2 protein-coding genes are annotated in these 19,859 nt (G+C 40.1%); both read left to right on the forward strand.

The window, feature by feature from the left end:
* The first annotated feature begins 42 nt into the window (after positions 1 to 42).
* Complete coding sequence (locus LV85_RS05360) at positions 43 to 2,442, forward strand: GumC family protein (RefSeq protein WP_245942159.1); 2,400 nt, start codon at positions 43 to 45, stop codon at positions 2,440 to 2,442.
* A gap of 515 nt (positions 2,443 to 2,957) precedes the next feature.
* A partial coding sequence (locus LV85_RS22305) for a PKD domain-containing protein (RefSeq protein ID WP_111317152.1) occupies positions 2,958 to 19,859 on the forward strand: 16,902 nt, incomplete at its 3' end.

Here is a 19,859-nt window from a genome sequence, read left to right on the forward strand (position 1 = left end):
CCGAATACTCCTAACTCTTCAAATTCAGGGCAAAATCCTTTTATGGTTCAAAAGGAAGATGAAATTGATCTGAAGGTATTACTATTCAATTACCTGCAATACTGGCTATTAATAGCTGCTTGCATGGTTATCGGTGTCATTGGGGCATTTCTTTTTAATAGATATGCTACTTCTATCTATAAGGTAGAGGCAACGGTGCTCGTGGTAGATGATAAACCAAGTCTTGGGACGGATTTGTTCGAGTCATCTGGCCTAGGTATGCTGCAAGGAAAAAGCAATATTGAAAATGAAATAGGGATATTGAAGTCCTTTTCTCTTGCAGAAGAAGCAGTGTCTGAGTTGAATCTCAACGTACAGTACTTTAGAGAAGGGATTATATCTACATCTCAGATCTATGATAAGGTGCCTATTTTGGTTTCCGTAGATTGGAATAAAACTCAGTTGGTAGGAGGGAGATTTAAGATTGAAGTGATCAATGAAGATAGCTTTGAACTCTCTATTCCAAATAATGAATTTAAAATTTATAACCCTGCAGATCCTTATTATAAATTGTTGCCCGATGAGGAGGTTACTTTAAAGAAATCTGTATATAATTTCGGTCAGGAGATCGTAGGAGTCGATTTTTCCTTTAGCATCAATCAAATTTCAGCACTTCCGGGTGATATTCTTCAGTTCAATCTGGTGGATACCCCCACACTTGCCTTAAAGTACAAAGGAGAATTATCTGTAGCTCCAATCAATAAACAAGCATCTATACTTAGTCTTGGTTTAGAGACTCCAGTGAGACGCCTTGGAGAAGATTATATCAATAAGGTGATGGAGATGTACCTTCAGAGAGAATTGAGCGAAAAAAATAAGGCCTCTGAAAATACGGTTCGCTTTATAGAAGCTCAATTATCCGGAATTTCAGATTCCTTACGTTTATCAGAAAATAAGCTTCAGAAATATAGAACTGAGAATAAGGTTTTTAATCTCTCTGAGGAAGGCTCCGTAATTTTTGAGAGGCTTCAAAACTTGGAAACTCAACTAGCGCAGACAGAGTTGAATTTGAAGTATTACGAGACACTTAGAGATTATGTTTCCAATAACGTGGCTGGAGAAATAGTAGCTCCTTCGATTGTTGGGATTACGGATCCCTTGCTAAATTCCCTAGTAGAGTCTTTGAGTGAAGCGCAAGCGGAGCGAATTAGGTTGACTTCCAATTTTACGGAAGAAGCTCCTGCGGTAAGAGAAAATGCTAATAGGTTAGAAAATACTAAAAGGGTACTTCAGGAGAATGTAAATTCAGCGATAGCAAATACAAGAAATGTCGTTGCTGATTTGAAAAATCAGATTCGTATGTCTGATCAGGATGTGAATTCACTACCTGAGACTGAGCGTAACCTTTTAGGCTATCAGCGTCAATTCTCCATCAACGAGAATATCTACATCTACTTGTTGCAGAAGAAGGCAGAAGCTGAAATCACTAAGGCAGCTAATATGCCAACCAATAGTATTCTTGATTTTGCAAAAGCGGGTCAACTTCCCGTCGCGCCAAAGAGATCTCTCAATTTGCTAATAGGCTTGATTTTGGGACTAATTTTACCAATTGGTTTTATCACTGTCAAGGATTTCTTGAATACCAAAATTGAAGATCCTAAAGAGTTGGAGAATCAGATCAAGGTGCCATTGATAGGAATGATTGGTAGAAATAATTCTGAGGATGCTATTCCAGTATTGAATAATCCTAGATCTACTGTCACAGAGTCCTTTAGATCACTTAGAGCGGATATGTCCTACCTTAGTCCACATCGCGATAACCTGACCATACTTTTCACTTCCTCCATCTCTGGTGAAGGAAAGACCTTTGTATCTATCAACGTGGCATCAGTGTATGCGTTGATGGGAAAGAAGACCATCCTGATTGGTTTGGATCTTCGTAAGCCTAAAATCGCTGAAGACTTTGGCTTAGCTAATGATAAGGGAATGAGTACCTGTCTTAGCACCGATACTCCATGGAAAGATGTGGTCAAATCTGCCGGACACAAAGATATGGATGTGATCCTCTCAGGACCTATTCCTCCTAACCCAGCAGAATTGCTATTGCAAGACAAGTTTGGTCAAATCATCAAGGAAATCAAACAAGAGTACGATGTAGTCATCTTTGACTGCCCTCCGGTGGGATTGGTATCTGAGACCAAAGAGCTATTTGGTTTCGCTGATATATCCTTCTATGTTTTCCGTCAAGGCTACTCTATGAAGGGAAATACGCAGATTTTGAACAACCTAGTCGAGAAGGGTGGAGTCTCTAAAATCTACGGAATTCTCAACGATGTGCATATCGATAAGGGCTACGGGTATGGCTACGGTTACGGCTATGGATATGGCTACGGAAACAACTCTTATGGCTACCATGAAGAGGTACAATTGCCTTGGTGGAAGAGAGCTCTGAGAAGGAAGTAAATTCCCTAAAAAACAAGATTAATCTTATAGTATTAGAATCGCAGACGGAAGTTTGCGATTTTTTTTTGACTAAAATCAAAAAAAAATATCTGTTGGATCAGTCTTATTATTTGTTTCAAAATTTAAATTCCTGAACATAATAAATAGCTGTTAAATCTGATGATCCATCTCAGATTTGCTGCATTTTTCTATTCGCAACTAACTGACACTAATAATATTGTGTTGCATGAGATTTATTTTCTTTTCTTAAAATCTCAGTTTAGACTATATGATCATTTGAATAAAACAATTGAATTATTCTAAGGTGATATTCTTTAGCTGTATACCCCAAGGTTCTTCAAACTATATTCCTTTTAAATACTATCATTTGTTTTTTACATACTTAATTTTGTTCTTTGGCACCTTGACTGGGTAGCTGTGAAAACTAAGGATTGCATATTTCAAAGTAAATGCATCGAATTCTGGGTTTTTAGTTGTCCGGATATGGGATAGAACAATTGACTTAAATTATTTATATGGTTACACTTTACAAGGCTGCAAAAAGGAATTGGGTATTACTTTTTTTAGCGTTTTTCGCAACTGCTATTGGCGTGAATGCCAATGCAACAGGTACTTCCGATAAAGGAAGTTTTCATTTAAATAATTCTAAGGGCTTAGTTTATCCCTTTGAGAATCTCTGGAATGGTCCAGATAAACTTGCTCCTTGTGGGGGGATTAGTCCACTGGATTGCTCATCCGTTATCTCTGCTCTACCTATCAACTTGGACTTCAGCTCTGATCAAGGTGGATTAGCAGAAACTGGATTCTCAATGACTTTAGAGTCAAGTAAGTTCATGACTCCTTATTCTGTTTTGACATCATATGATCCTACTCGGATTTCGAGAGATGGTTCAGGTCTGACGATCACAAGTACTCGTGGTCTGTTTTATAGCCAGCAACCTGATCAGGGGACTCCTTCATCAGCAAACACCAATACACAAGTCAATGCATTGGGGACAGGATTTATTGTTGGAAGTCAAAAATTTAGTGTTTCTGCAACTTTAGTAAACCCAGATTTTTCTGTCAGTTCAGAAGTGAAATCTCAGCAAGCTGGGATTTGGTACGGAATAGATGAAGATCACTATGTAAAGCTGGCGATTGTTAAATCTGCAAATACGAATACTCGAAAAATTCAGTTGCAGGTTGAGGATATGGATCAAGCTAATGCCGCGACAGCTTATTTAGAAATTAACACTGCAAATTTAATTACCAATACAGGGGAAATTACTTTACGTCTCGAATTCGATCCTGTAGCAAATACTGCTCAAGGTTATTATACCTTAGGAACTGGAGAAGAAATTTTAGTTACTTCTGCTACCACGGAGCCTGATAGTAGGCCAGTACCCGCTTCTTATTTTTCCGGCGTAAGTTTTGATTCTGAAAATCCTTCAGAATTATCTTCGTTTGCGGGTGTTTATACTTCGCATAGAACTTCTACTGGAAATCCAATCGTAGTTAATTTCAAAGATTTTTCAGTTGTAGAAGATTTCACCCCAAGTGATGCTAAGGCTATAATTGATTTTAGTTTTTTAGATCAAACTTCGCCAGCGAGCATTGATGCTGTAAATCATACCATTGCGATAGAAGTAGCACATGGTGTTTCGTTATCAAATTTGATCCCTACGATCGCTGCTTCACCTTTGGCAACTATCAGCCCAGCCTCAGGCATAGCACAAGATTTTTCTACTCCTGTAATTTATACTGTAACTGCTGAAGACGGAAGTTCAGCGGATTGGACAGTAACTGTTAGCAATGCAGCAGCTCCACGTACCGCCTACATCGAAAACTTTGATTCATATGGTACTGGAGTATTAACAACTGTAGGTTCTGCGAACTGGGAAAAGGAAAACGGAACTGGAGTAAATATTCCTCTCAATGCAACGGCACTTTCTGCAGGAACTACTCACTCATTAGCTTTTACTCAAGGAGCCCATACTACGGATGATAAATTGCTGCTAGCAAATCCTATAACACTTGTAAGTGGACAGCCTTTCTACTTTGCGACCTATTTCAAAGTAACCTCTCTGGCAAATGCCTCTAATAGAATTAGAACGGCTTTAAGGATTGATGATGATACTCCAGAAGAAACTAAATGGATTCGTCTTCAAATCGCTAGGAATGCTGCCCAGCTTATAGCGAGAGTGGGTCTGGCAGGGTCTGGATCAGACAATGGAAATGTAAATATTGATTCTGACCAAATTCTTCAATTTATTGTAAAAGGAGTTTGGAATGGTACTGACGAAATAGGCTACGAATGGAGTATTGCACCAAAGCTTACTGAATCTGCAACAGTTTGGAACACTGCTGGAACACATAGCACAACTGGAACACCTAAAATCGGAAGATTATTCCTTAGTTCTATAGGAACAAACAATGGTTTAGTAGGTCCGATACGGATTAGCACTGATTACTCAGAAGTAGTTACCGAAGATTTGAATGAAGTAGTAGTAGAAGATCCTTTTGCTGCGAAAATTAACTTCCAGAATGAGTCAACAATTCCTCCAGTATCTTATTTGAAGGATTTTGGAAAGCAATTCGGATTCAGCTCAGTTTCTATTAATGGAACTGATTATGCATATGGATGGAAAAGCAAGGACTCTGGTAACCCAATTGATATTACTGATGGGTCCACTGGGGCAGGAAGAAATAGAATTACAGCTATTTATGATGAAGCTTCTGATTTTGAAAAACTTGCAGGTACACTAGTTCACTTCCAAGGAGATAATATCAGAGGAAATACAGGTGGAGGACTAGCCTGGGCTGGAGAGAATAGAGGAGGTGAATCCTTTTGGGAAATCGAAATTCCTAATGGAGTTTATGAAGTTACTGTAGGATTGGGTGACAAGGATGATAATAATTTAGATAGTCGTCATTCAGCGACTATAGAGGGATATACTATTATTCCAGCATTTGCACCTACTCCTGGAGAGACTAAAGAAGCTTCTATGATTGTAGAGGTTACGGATGGTTTGCTTACAATGAATGGTTTTGGAGGATATAATTCTAAAATTACACATATAGAAATTGCTGCTTCTACAGGAACGCCAGTTAGTGGTCAACTTACTTTTGATCCAAATACTCTAACGACTGAACTACTTGCAGGTGAAACAGGAAACTTTGTTTCTACCCTTTCGGGACCTGGAGCCGGAGTCCTTGGAATGGTGATTGATGATGTTGAGAATTTGATCGTAAAAGAAAATACCTCATTCAATGAATGGTTTAGCATTCCTACTACACTAGAACTAGGTGAATTGACTTTCTCTAAAAATGCATCCACATTAGCCGTAGGGGAGGGTAGATCAGATAAATTTATAGTTTCTGCAGCTGGCTTTAAACCAGCTGAATTGGATGTGACGCTTAATGTTATAGCTGCACAGACTGAGAAAGCTATTCTTACTTTCGATTTTCCAGCTGCTACAATTGCACCTGTAATTGATTCAGAAGCATTCACAGTTGCTTTTGAGGTTCCTTTTGGAACAGACATAACAGCATTAGCTCCGACATTTACCTTGTCAGATGGAGCTTCATCTAGTCCTGCTTCCGGCGATGCACTAGATTTCACTAGCCCACAGACTTATACTGTCACTGCTTCTGATGCAAGTACACAAGACTGGATAGTAACGGTAACAGTGGCAGAAGAAGTACTTGCTACACCATGCTCTCCATTTAGCTTGCTTCCATGTGATCAGATTGTCACCTCTCTTCCTGTTAATCTTACTTTTGATGGGAGTGGTTCTAGCCTTCTTGATATGAATGATGTGTCAACTGGATTTACTGTTGCATTGCCACATTCTGAAGCTAGACTTGCAAATGATCTTCCAATCACTTATCCTGAGGTCAATGGTTTTGAGCCAGGTAAGTTGAATGTATCAGGAGGGAATTTGGTCCTTACTGCTACTCAGGGAATAGCATTCCAGGATCCACCAAGTAGTACTGCTAACAATACCCAAGTCAATTCTTTAGGCCTTGGCTTGGATGATATCAGCAATAAACTAACCATAGAAACTAAACTTCTTGCCCTTAATTCAGGAGGAGGATCTGCACAGGCAGGTATATGGTTCGGATTAGATGAGGATAATTTTGTAAAACTAGATTACAATGGAGGTTCCAACATCGAAATCAGAAAAGAAGTAGGAGGTTTATCGGCTACTACGGGTGCTGCCGTTAATGAAGATCAAATTCAAGTAGGAATAGGAACTGGTAATACCAGAGATATTACACTAAGATTGGTAGTTGATCCTTTGGAAATGACTATCACTGCTTATTATGCGATAGGAACGGGTGAATTTATCCAAGTAACTAAATCATCTCTTTCTGAACTTGCACTTCCGCAGGTTTATCTTGACGGCCTTGGTTCTGGTGAGCTTGCAGGAAAAGCATTTGCTGGTATATATGCGACTTATAGATCAGGAACTGAATTCGACGCTACTTTTGACTACTTCACTATTGAAGAAGAGGAAATAGCTGTACCTAAAGTGCTTTCATTTGACCCAGCGGTAGTAAATCTTTCTGCAGCAGAAGGAGAGGTTATCGCACCATTTAATGTAAGTATTCTTACTTCCGACCAAGAATTCGAAATCACCTTGAGTGATGATCCAGACTCTGGTACCTGGTTGACATTCCCGGATTCTGCTATTATTGGATCCAATCAATTTGTGATCAAAGAGAATTTACCTGCAGGTACTTATCAAACAACAGTTACTGCTCAGGAGAAGGTAGAGGCAGGGTATGAACATGCAGAGTTATATGTTAACCTTACGATTACATCTCCGGAAACTCCTCCTTTAGCTCTTAAAATAAATTTCTCTGACCCAGCAACTGCTGCACCTCAGGGATATCTTAAGGATTCTGGTAGTCCTTACGGAGATAGAGGTAATGGTTATTCCTATGGATGGCTTAACGCATCTACATCGCAAGGGGCTGATTTGACATTGAATTCAAGAAATAGAGAGAATGCTAATTTCTCTGTGGTGAATAATACCTTGATTCATATGCAATATGGTCAGGTATCAAACCCTAATGCCTCATATTATTTGCCAGATGCCAAATGGGAAATTGAATTACCAAATGGTGTTTATCAAGTAAAAATTGGAGTAGGTGATCCAAATATTGATGCTGAAGGTGATAACCCTATCCATACGATAAATGCCGAAGGGGTATCTGTGATTAATTCCTACGTCGCAACTGGTGCTGCAGGTGAAGCCACCCGAGGAACGAATGGTTCTGCAACGGTGACTGTAACTGATGGCAAACTTACTATAGATGCTGGCGACGGTTTTAATACTAAAATAAATTATATAGAAATTACTGGAGGTGGATCAGCGTCGGATATGCCTCGTGTAATAGGAGTGAATCCAGCTGATGCAGCTACCAATGTTTCAGTTTCTACAAGTGTATCTGCTAATAGTCTTTATTTACCAAATATTGGTGGATTAGATAATTCAACTATTACAGTTTCTACCGTAAGATTATTCAAGCAGGGTAGTTCAACTGCTATCGCAGCTAGTGTCAATGGTACAGGTGGTGGTGATGCCATCAACCTTGTTCCTTCCTTGCCTCTAGAAGCCAATACTACTTATAGGTTCGAAATTGATGGTGTTACTGATAGTGAAGGAGTAGCTCTAGAGTCTTTCACTTCTACCTTCACTACTGGTGATGGAAGTACAGGAGGAACAACTACAGACCTGGATAATGTTTCGTTTACCAAATATGGTCAGGTCAAATCAGGTGGTAAATATACTTCACTGGTAGTAGGGCCTGATGGATTACTTTATGGTCTTGAAATAGGTGGAGATATTCATAGATGGACTATGAACGCGGATGGTACCCTTGCCAATGAAGAAATTTTGTCGGCTTGGAAATCTGGATATGGAGCAAGAACTGCAATAGGTTTTGTCTTTGACCCAGCTTCTACTCCAACTAATTTAATTGCATATATCACACACCTTTCTAGTGGTTTAAACAATGCTCCTGATTGGGATGGTAATATTTCGAAGTTAACTGGACCAAACTTAGCTACAGAGCAACACTTGGTAACCAACTTGCCAAGATCTAAGAGAGATCATTTGACTAATAGCTTAGCCTTTAGACCATCTGAGCCTACTGTATTGTACTTCAATCAAGGAAGTAACTCTGCCGCAGGTGCTTATGATAATGCCTGGGATAGAGAAGAAAGCATGCTTGCTGGTGCTACTTTGAGATTAGATCTTTCTAAACTTCCAGGTACGCTACCATTGGATGTTCAGACTACTAGAAATATTGAGGCTATTAAAGCAGTAGATGTCAATTCACCTACGCTTGATGGCATGTATAATCCATATTATTTGAATGCCCCACTTACATTATTTGCATCAGGAATTAGAAATGCATATGATCTAGTATGGCACTCAAATGGTCAACTTTACATCCCTGCTAACGGTACTGCAGGAGGTAGTAATGCACCTATCTCTATAGATGGAATGAGAAGACCAAATGGTACTTTCTATGATACATCAGGAGACCCAACAAATTATCCGGCAATTCCAGCTTCGAATGGTAATAACGTTCAGAGAGATTGGTTATTCCGAGTAAATCCATCTGAGCCAATAGGCTATTACGGTCATCCTAATCCATACAGAGGTGAGTTCGTATTGAATAGAGGTGATGTAGATGTTGCTAATGCTGTTTACAATAATATTCAACCTGATATCAATTACAGAGGTGCAGCATTTGATTTCGAATTCAACAAATCTCCAAATGGAGTAATAGAATACAAGTCTAACGCCGAAAATGGTAATCTACAGGGAGCAATACTTGTGGTTAGATATAGCGGTAGTTCAGATATTATAGCCTTGGTCCCAGATGGGGTAGGTGGAAATATTGAAACATTTAAGGAAGGTATCCCTGGTTTTACAGGATTCGGAGATCCTCTTGATTTGGTCGAAGATGTAAGTACTGGTAATATCTATGTTGCAGATTATGCTAGAAACGAGATTGTATTGCTGAAACCAAGTAATGAAGCTTCTCCTAAACCTGTTATTACTGTAAGTACAGATAAAATCGTAGGTGATGCGATTACTGCAGGGAATGTGACTTATACTGAAGAGATTCTGATTTCCAATTTAGGAAATGCAGTCTTAAACAATATTTCCTATATGCTCACTGGAGTAAATGCTGATCAGTTTACAGTATCAGCTTTACCAGAAAGCTTGAACTCTCAAAATACGGGTTCATTCAATGTTATTTTTGACCCAACTTCTAATGGACCTAAGTATGCTAGCCTCACTATTTTGGGAGACAATGCCGAATCCATTACAATAGAACTTGCTGGTTTGGGTAAAACTAATGTAGGTGGAAACAACGAGCCATCTTTACAGTGGATTCTAGATACACATCTAGGAGCTGCTGCTGTAAATGTGGGCGATGCTGATCCGACTACAAATATTATTACTACTGGAGCTTCTACTAATTACAACACCTTAATTGGTGACGAACTGGATATCCAAGCCTTCCAAAGAGCTTCAGATGGCCCTATCGAGTTAGAAGTATTGAGTATATATGGCCCAACAGATAGTAATCCTGTGGTAGCCTTTGGATGGTATGCAAGCGGAAATGCAGCATCAGTTCAAGATATATTCACGGTTTCCAATAGCCCTCTTGTTAATGGACAAACACTCACACCAATTATTACAGGTGATCTTGAGTTTGATCCAGGAAATGCAAGCTTTGGTTTTGTAAGCAGATGGCCATATTTCGGAGATAGACAATTATTCTCTGAGGATGCTTTGAATACATTCTCTGGAGCTATTCCTCATCATGTGAGAGTATATGCAGTTCCAGGTGAGGACAATGCATACATCATTGCTACGGAAGAACACGTTTCTGGATTTGATTATCAAGATGTGGTGGTTATCGTACGAAATGTTCAACCATTCTCTGAAGTAACTCCAGTAGAAGCTTGTTCTCCAATCAGTACACTTGACTGCGAGGATATAGATGTTACGCTTCCATTTGCACTGAACTTTACAGGTGCAGAAGGTGGATTAGCCAATACAGGATTTACCATGGTAGATAATCCGTCTGCTAGAATTGCAATTGACGGAACACCATTTAATACTGCAGTTCTAGGTTTCGAACCTAGCAAACTAAGTATAGCAAATGGTAACCTGACTATAAATGCAAATAATGGAATTGCCTTCGTCTATAATGGTACAGGCACCGGAACTAGTACAGATGTTAATTCTCAGATCAATACGCTAGGAGCTGGATTTGATGCCGATGGATATGGTAATTTCAATATAAGCACTACTCTAGTTGATCAATTCTCGGATGCAACCCAAAACTCTGAGCAAGCCGGTTTATGGTTTGGTTTAAATGAGGACAACTTTGTGAAATTGGTTGTAGACAACGGTGGAAGAGTAGAAATGAGATCTGAACTTGCAGCTGTTTCTGGCAATGCTGATCAGGTTATTTCCGATGCAATTGCGAATATTAAGACAAGCACAGTTAAGCTACGTCTATATGTTGATTTGGAGAATGACCTTCTCACAGCATATTATACTGTTAATGCTGGCGCTGAGGTAGAACTTGGTTCCTTACCTCTTCCAGCAGCATTTGTAAATGGAAATACTGCATATAATAATTTAAGTTTTGCAGGTGTATTCGCGACTAAGAGAAGAGAATTAGTGGCTGATGTGAATTATAGCTTTGCTGATTTCTCTATCGTACCTGATAATAACCCTGTAGTTCCAACATTTGGTCCACTGAAAATCAATTATTCTACAGCAGTGGATGTAGCTCCTGCGGGATATGAAAAAGATAGTGGTTTGCCATTCGCTGACCGTGGAAATGGTTATTCTTATGGTTGGTTAACTACAGATGGAGTTACTCCGCTGGATCTTAGTGCAAATACTAGAAATAGAGATATTGATGGTGCAAGCTTTATCCAAAACACCATTATTCACATGCAGTATCAGAATGGTGTACCTCCTGGAGGATCGCCAAATGGTACTATGGTGGAAGGTATATGGGAAGTAAATGTTCCTAATGGTACTTATTCTGTGACTGTTGGAGTAGGGGATTTAAGTGTAGATGGTAATGCAGCAACTATTCCTAGTCATACGGTAAATATTGAGGGCGTAAATGCAGTAAGTGCATTTATACCAACAGGTGTGGCCGGAGATCTAACTCGAGTGACTTCTGCTACCGTAACTGTAACTGTGACGGACGGAAAGTTGACAGTAGATGCCTCAGGTGGACACAATACAAAAATCCACTCATTAGAGATTACACAGACTGGACAAACAAATCTGCCATATTTCACTAATGTTACTCCGGCTAATAATGCCACAAATGTGACAATTAATGAATTCCAGATTAATGTTGAGATTGTTACTCCTCTAGGTTATGAGTTGAATAACAGTACTTTGGCTGGAAATATTAACCTGTATGAAGTATCTGCAGGTAATGAAATAGAAATTCCTACAAACTCAAATGATACTGGCGGGGGAGATGCAATCACCCTTACCCCAATTGAGCAATTGAAGGAGAATACGACTTATGTATTTAGAATTTCTGGTGTTCAAGCCAATGTAGTAGGTGATGTAGAGGATGTATTAGATTTTGTAACCTTCGAGTCTACCTTTACTACAGGTACAATAGATGATGAAGTGGTTCCAATCAGAGACCTTGCTGGAGTAGAATTCACTAAAGTCCCTGGAGGTACTGAGCTTGGAGAAGGAACTAGAGATCAAAGATTCTCAAGTCTTGTGGTTGGTCCTGATGGCAAATTATATGCAAGTACTATCGGTGATTTTGCAAGTGACGGTCAGATATACCGTTGGAATATGGCCGCAGATGGTACATTGACAGATTTGGAGATACTTACTCCAAACCTAGAAGGATCTCCGCATCCTGTGAATGGAGCTCGCAACAATAATAATCGTATGATTATTGGTCTTGTATTCGACCCTAATTCTACTGCTGAAAACCTGATTGCTTACGTAACACATAGTTTTGCTTCTGTGTCAGATGGTCCAGAGTGGGATGGTAAGATTTCTAAGTTGACAGGTGCTAATCTTAATACGGTTGAAGATCTGATCATACACTTACCAAGATCTGCTAAAGATCACTTGACTAATAGTTTGGCATTTGATCCAGCTGGAAACATGTACCTAAGTCAGGGGTCTAATACTGCAGGAGGTAAAATAGATCCAGCCTGGAACAATAGACCAGAGCGTTTACTTGCTGGAGCTGTACTGAAAATCGAATTGAATAAGCTTCCAAGTTCTCTTCCACTAAGTGTATATACTACGGATGATATTTCTGTAATCAATACAGCTTCAGCTGGAAGTTTGACCATGAGCAACGGTACTTATAATCCATATGCCACTGGATCTCCAGTTACAATTTTCGCAACAGGTGTAAGAAATGCCTATGATTTGGTATGGCACTCTAATGGTTGGTTGTATGTACCTACTAATGGAACTGCTGGTAACAACAACAACTCACCTAATTCTCCTTCTACCACTGAATATCCATTGGCTAGAAGAATAGATGGATTAACTAGTATTCCTTATGCTCCGGCATTAGCAGGTGGTGAGACTCAGAAAGACTGGTTGTTTAAAACTAAAGGAGGAACTTATCATGGACATCCAAATCCATTTAGAGGTGAGTTTGTGTTGAACCATGGAGGACAAACCTATAGTGGACTTCCGGGTCAGGCAGAATCTTCCTATAAGGATGTAAACAAATACCCAAGTACGGTGATGCCCGATCCAAATTATTTGGAACCTGCGTATGACTTTGGGAAAAATAAATCACCTAATGGTGTAATTGAATATAAATCAGATGCATTCGGAGGTAAGCTGCAAGGCCTACTGATGGTTGTGAGATTCTCTGGTCAGGATGATCTATTAGTAATGGATCCAAAATCTAGTGGAGATATCGCTGAATCATACAATGCAATCCCTGGTCTTGGAGGATTTGATGATCCTTTGGATGTAGTAGAAGATACTAAAACAGGTAATATATACATCTCTGAATACGATAGAGATGATAATGGAGTCGCAAGAATCACCTTATTGAGAGCAGCTATTCCTGCTACACTTCCAACCGCATTGGTAGCTGATCCTGAGGAGATGATTTTTGAGATTGAAGTAAATAATGGTTCAAATGGAACAGTTCCAGGTAGAAAAACTGATACTCAATCTGTAGATGTTACGAATGAAGGTGATGACACTATTGTGATCACTGGTGCTTCTATTAGAAATGATGAGTTTGGACACTTCGGTTCTATTTCACCTGCAGGGTCAACGACTCTTGCTCCTGGTGAGTCTGTTACTTACTCAGTGACTTATGCGCCTCTCTTGAACAATTCTAACCTTGGATATCATGGTGCTGAATTAGTATTGGCTACAAATGTTGAAGGACAATCAGAATTTGTTGTTGGTCTTCATGCTTTGAAGAAAAATGGTTTTGAAGGTGGAAATGAACCTCCTCTTCAGGATGTGGTTAATGCCCTAGGAATAGGTATTGATGTAGGTTGGACAAGTTTGGCAAATGGCACAAATCCAGCTCTTGAAGGTGAAGAAGTAGATGTACAGCAGTGGGTGAAAGCTGGCCCAGGTGTGATTAACGTTACGCCAGTCGGAAGGTATTCCCCAGCTGAGACTTTACCATTCGGTTGGTATACTAATAATGCCGGTATTGTGTTGAATGAAGTAGGTGTTCTTGCTGGTGACCTTCCAAATGCGCAAACACTTTTCCCTGAAATTCTCTCTGGAACAGATTCCTTTGACCCTCAAAGCATGGTGTTTGGAATGTATGTGACTTCCATTTCGTTTGGAAGATCTAATTATACTGAGGATGAGTTGAATACGGGTGGTGTAGCACATAGGGTAAGAACATATCCTATGAAAGACAGAAATGGTGTGCCTATTCCAAATAGCTACCTGGTCAACTTTGAAGATGCTTCGAATGGTGATTACCAAGATTACATGTTTATCATTGATAATGTAATCCCTTATGTAGATGGAGCGTTAAGATTAACTCTAGATCCTGAATCTACTAGTATCACTACTTCGGTGAATGAAGCTGATCTTATTACAAGTCAAGTTACACTTACCGCGAATGGACCGATCCTGGAGTCTGAGGTATCGCTTAGTTCTAATTCTCCTTGGTTGACACTTCCAGATACATTTGTATTCGGAACTCCATTTGATGTCATCATTGACAAGTCAGGTTTAGGATTGGGGACATTCCAAGCAACAGTTTCGGCAACTGCTCCTAATTACGTAATGGATCAATTTGTGGTGAACATGACAATCACTAATGATCCTGAGTTTACTTATCAATTCAATTTCCAGTTGGCTACTGATCTTGATGTATCGCCAGCAGGATGGATAGATGATATTGGAGCTGCATTTGGTACTAAGACTACTTCGAAAGGCCCACTGAATTTTGGATGGGTACTTCCGGGTACTTCAACTCCAAGCTCTGCTGCTGTAAATGGCAGAAACAGAGATATGGGTTCAAATGATGATCCGTTGTTATCAACATTTACAATTATTGGTCATAATTCGGTTGCCACCTATCCTCAGAGAGATTGGATGGTTGAATTACCAAATGGTACCTACGCTGTAAATATCTCCGTTGGAGACCCAGAGTATGCGGATTCGTATCATAAGCTTGATGTAAACGGACAGATTGTAGTTGATTATGATCAAGAAAATAGCCCTATAGCTGGTGAAGATTTCTTTGCCAACACTCAAACTGTTCAGGTGACTGATGGAATATTGAGATTGTCTCTAGGTGCAGGTGGAGCTAATGCAAAACCAAATTATATCAGAATAGCACCATATGAGATTTCTGAACAACCTCCTTTGGTGACAGCTTCATTCGATGGATTGATGACTGCAGCTAATAATTACAGAGGCCCAGTTTCAATTACAGTAGGTGCAACTGACAACAGCCAGAGTGCTGAGGGAATAGTGAGAGTAGAGTATACTCTAAATGGTGGTGATAAAACTGCCTATACTGAAGCAATTAATGTAACAAACCTAGGTGATTATACACTTTCAGTAGAAGCTGAGGATGGTAATGGAAATGTGACTACCCAAACATTCACCTTTACTATTGAGCCGCTAACTGGCGCTTCATTGAGAGTGGAAAATATGACCAAAGTACCGGGGACTCAGCGTTCATTCCCTGCTGATGATTACTATACTTTCTATAGATTCAGAACTCCTGGACAGGCAGTTACTCATGAAACGAATACCATGAGACTGCATAACGAAGGTGCCAATGACTTGGTGATTGATGAAATCAATATTTCTGATGAAAATGACTACTCCTTCGAAATCCTTCCATCTGGTTCAGAAGGCACAAGTCTGCCATTGACTATACCAGCAGGAGGATTCAGAGATGTCTTAGTTACTTTCTTGAGTGATACAGGTACAGGTGTAAATGGAATCTTTAAAGAAACTATTACTATCCTGTCCAATGCCGACAACGATGGTGAGAGTAGCTCAACACTACATGGTGGTTTTGCTCCTCAGCCTGAAGGTGGAGATGAAATCGATGCTCAGCAAGTATTTGATGCATTTGGTTTTGCTACTTCAATGAGAAGTTCAGTGAATGATGCCGGAGTTAATACAGGTAATTATATCGTTAGACCTAGTTCTAATGCTCCTATAGCTGCAAACGTAGATGCTGGATATGAAGGTGACCTGATTATTTCAGCGAACTTTGTTCAGGCAGATCCTTTGCAGCCTGTTAGAGGCTTGCAATTGTCTGCCCTACATGGCGGTCCTGGTTCTAATGGTGCACAATTTGTGCAGCCAATTGAAATAGGAAATGCAGTAGTTGGTGGAATGAACTTCTCACATGGTGCAAACTGGTATCAGACGCTTCTTCCTAAGAGTGGGGATGTAAATAGTACAACCATTAATGCTGATTTTGCAAATAGCATCACTGGTCCATTTAGAATTGCTATCTCAGGATACTCTTCAGCTGGAGGAAACAATATTTCTGGTAACAGACCTGATCTTGCAGGATTGAGAATATATAAAGCGATTGACCGGGAAGGAAACGTAATTCCTAATGAATACATAGCGCTGCAGGATTTTGTGCAGGGTGGTTGTGGAGCTGGATCGGCCAACTGTGATTGGAATGATAATACTTTCTACTTCATCAACATCCGTCCAGAGGCAGTACCTACTGCTGTATCGATTGATGATATGAATGTAGATGAGTCTGTTGCATTTGAAAATGACCTGTCAGCATTCTTTGACAAAGGTTATCCAGGCAACAAATTGACTTATAGCCTTGAGCTAGTAGCTGGTGGGGAAGTTCCTGCTTGGTTGACTATATCTGAGCTTGGCGTCATTTCAGGAACTGCTCCTGCAGATGCTGCAAATACTTATGCGGTTAATGTAATAGCAACTGATTTGAATGGCTTGATCGCTGGTTCGCTAGTAAACATTAATGTTAACAAAGCACCTGTTCCAGTAATAGAGACTGATGTCGATAAGGGATGGGCTCCAATGACAGTTAATTTCACTGGAGAAAATTCAGTAGATGATGCTGCCATTGCTACTTATCTATGGAACTTCGGTGATGGAACTTCGAATGCTACTACTTCTAATGTAGAGCATGTGTTTGCTACGGAAGGAACATATAATGTTTCACTTACAGTAACCGATAACACAGGTTTGGATAGCACAGCAGTGATGTCAATCCAGGTAAGACCGAATGGTGCACCATTAGCATTTGCAACTGCAGATGTAGTGGAAGGGATGAATCCTTTGACAGTATCCTTCGATGGTTCAGCATCTGTTTCTGATGGCACTATTACAGAATACCTTTGGGACTTTGGAAATGGTGACACCGCTACGGGTATGACTACTGTCTATACTTATACTACTAAAGGTGAGTTTACCGCAACCTTGACCATTACAGACGATAATTCTCTGACTGATCAAGTAGCATTGCAGATAGTTGTACTGGAAAACAATGCACCTATAGCTGTAGCAACTTCTACGGTGACAGAAGGAACAGTTCCACTCGAAGTAAGCTTCGATGGATCTGGATCTTCAGATCTAGAAGGAGATATCAGCTATGCTTGGACATTCGGTGATGGAGCTACAGCTACAGGAATTAATCCTTCGCATACATTTACTACCGAGGGTACATATACCGTAGTATTGACTGTCACTGACGAATCAGGGTTAACTGCTACAAGCGAGCTAGAAATTGTAGTAGCAACTATGCCAAACTTTGCTCTTCGAATCAATGCAGGTGGTCCTGAATTGACGCATGAGGGCAATGTGTTTGCGGCTGATCAGTATTTCTCAGCAACAAGTAAGTCGTACACAAACAACTCTGCGACTGTACCTGACTTGTATAAAACCGAGAGAAGTTCTGCTCAACAAGGATATAATTATTCGATCCCTGTAGTAAATGGTACTTATACTGTCAACCTACACTTTGCTGAGATCTACTTCGGCGCGACAGGTGGCGGAGCCGCAGGTACAGGTAGCCGTATATTTGATGTAACTTTAAATAATGATTTAGTATTAGATAATTTCGATCTAAATGCTGAAGTAGGTCCACAGACTACTGTGATTAAAACTTATGAAGTTTTGGTGACTGATGGATTTGTAACTATAGATCTATCTTCTCTTGCAGCAGTAGGTGGGGTGAATGAGCCAAAACTATCGGCTATTGAGATCACGGGAGTTGTTGATCTAAATGAAGCTCCGGTGGCTGCCTTTACTTATGCGCCAACAGCGCCTGAGGTAAATGAGGAAATCAGCTTTGATGGATCTGCTTCTACAGATGATGTGGGGGTAGCTACATACAACTGGTCATTCGGAGATGGTGCCACTTCAGATTTAATGAATCCTACACATACTTATACTCTTGCAGATACTTATGAAGTTGAACTTCTAGTAACAGATGAGGAAGGTGCTACTAATTCTACTACAGTTTCAGTGGTGGTAGCTCCTGAAAATGTGGCTCCGGTAGCTGTAGCTACTGCTACGCCAAATCCGGTAGTAGTAGGAGAGACTATAAGCTTTGTAGGCTCCAACTCAACTGACGAAGGTGAATTGGTTTATGCATGGGACTTTGGTGATGAGACTAGCTCTACAGCTACAGATCCAACACATGCTTATGAGTCTGCCGGAGTTTATGATGTGATCCTAACAGTAACTGATGCTAAAGGATTACAGGATACAGAAACTATAGTTGTGGATGTGGTAGAAGCAAATGTGGCTCCTGTCGCTATTGCCACTGCCAATAAAACTACTGCCTTTGTAGGTGAAGAGATAGTCTTTACTGGTAGTAATTCTACCGATGAAGGAGCCTTAACTTATGCGTGGAACTTCGGTGACAGCTTTAGTTCATCAGCTGCGGATGTATCGCATATTTACCTACAAGCTGGTTCTTATACAGTGAGCTTGATCGTAACAGACGCAGAAGGATTGACTCATGAGGCTACTGTTCAGATTGAAATCTTTGAACCTAATGCTGCTCCATTGGCAGTAGCAGGTGCAGATAAAGAGATTGTACAAGTAGGAGAAATTGTTACTTTCTCAGGAAGTTCTTCTTCTGACGATGTAGCCATAGAGAGCTATGCTTGGGACTTTAAAGATGGAAGTACATCTGATCTTGAAAACCCTGCGCATACCTTCACTAATCCAGGAGTCTATGATGTAGCCTTGACGGTAACTGATGCTGAAGGATTAACAAATAGTACGCTGATTCAGATCACGGTTACTATTCCTAAGGTAGATCCAGTTGCAATAGCATCTGCTACACCGAATCCAGCCTACTTGGGTGATGAAGTTAGCTTCACAGGTTCCAATTCTACGGATGATGGAGAGCTGACTTATCTATGGAACTTCGGAGATGGAACCAATTCTGCTGAGATGAATCCAGTTCACACTTATGACATTGCTGGCACATTCACTGTTTCTCTTACGGTGATCGATTCAGATAGCAATTTGGATGTGACCATGTTCACGATTGAAATCGATGTTCCTGCTGCACCAGAGCCTGATTTCGCGATGTATTTAAATGCGGGAAGTGTTCAGACGGTGAGTTATGAGGGTAAGGAGTTTGTAGGTGATCAGGTTTCGGCAGGAGTTACAATTAGTAATTCTTATGTAAACGGAGCTATGAATCCAAGTCCAAATAGCTTAGCGAATTCCAATAGATCTTCCTTAAGTATATCGACAGGAAGTTTGAAATATGAGGTAATTGTACCGAATGGTATTTATACAATTTCTACCTATCATGTTGAAGACTTCTTTGGCATCAAAACAGCAGGACAAGCAGGGAAACGAAACTTTGATGTTTTGGTAGAAGGTGCTGTATTAGCAGAAGATGTAGACTTG

This window comes from Algoriphagus chordae (assembly GCF_003254055.1).
In the GTDB taxonomy this organism is placed as follows: domain Bacteria; phylum Bacteroidota; class Bacteroidia; order Cytophagales; family Cyclobacteriaceae; genus Algoriphagus; species Algoriphagus chordae.

What these genes read in the sequence shown, in the direction of transcription:
- LV85_RS05360 (WP_245942159.1), top strand. Translation starts at nt 43, where the DNA reads ATGGTTCAAAAGGAAGATGAAATTGATCTGAAGGTATTACTATTCAAT.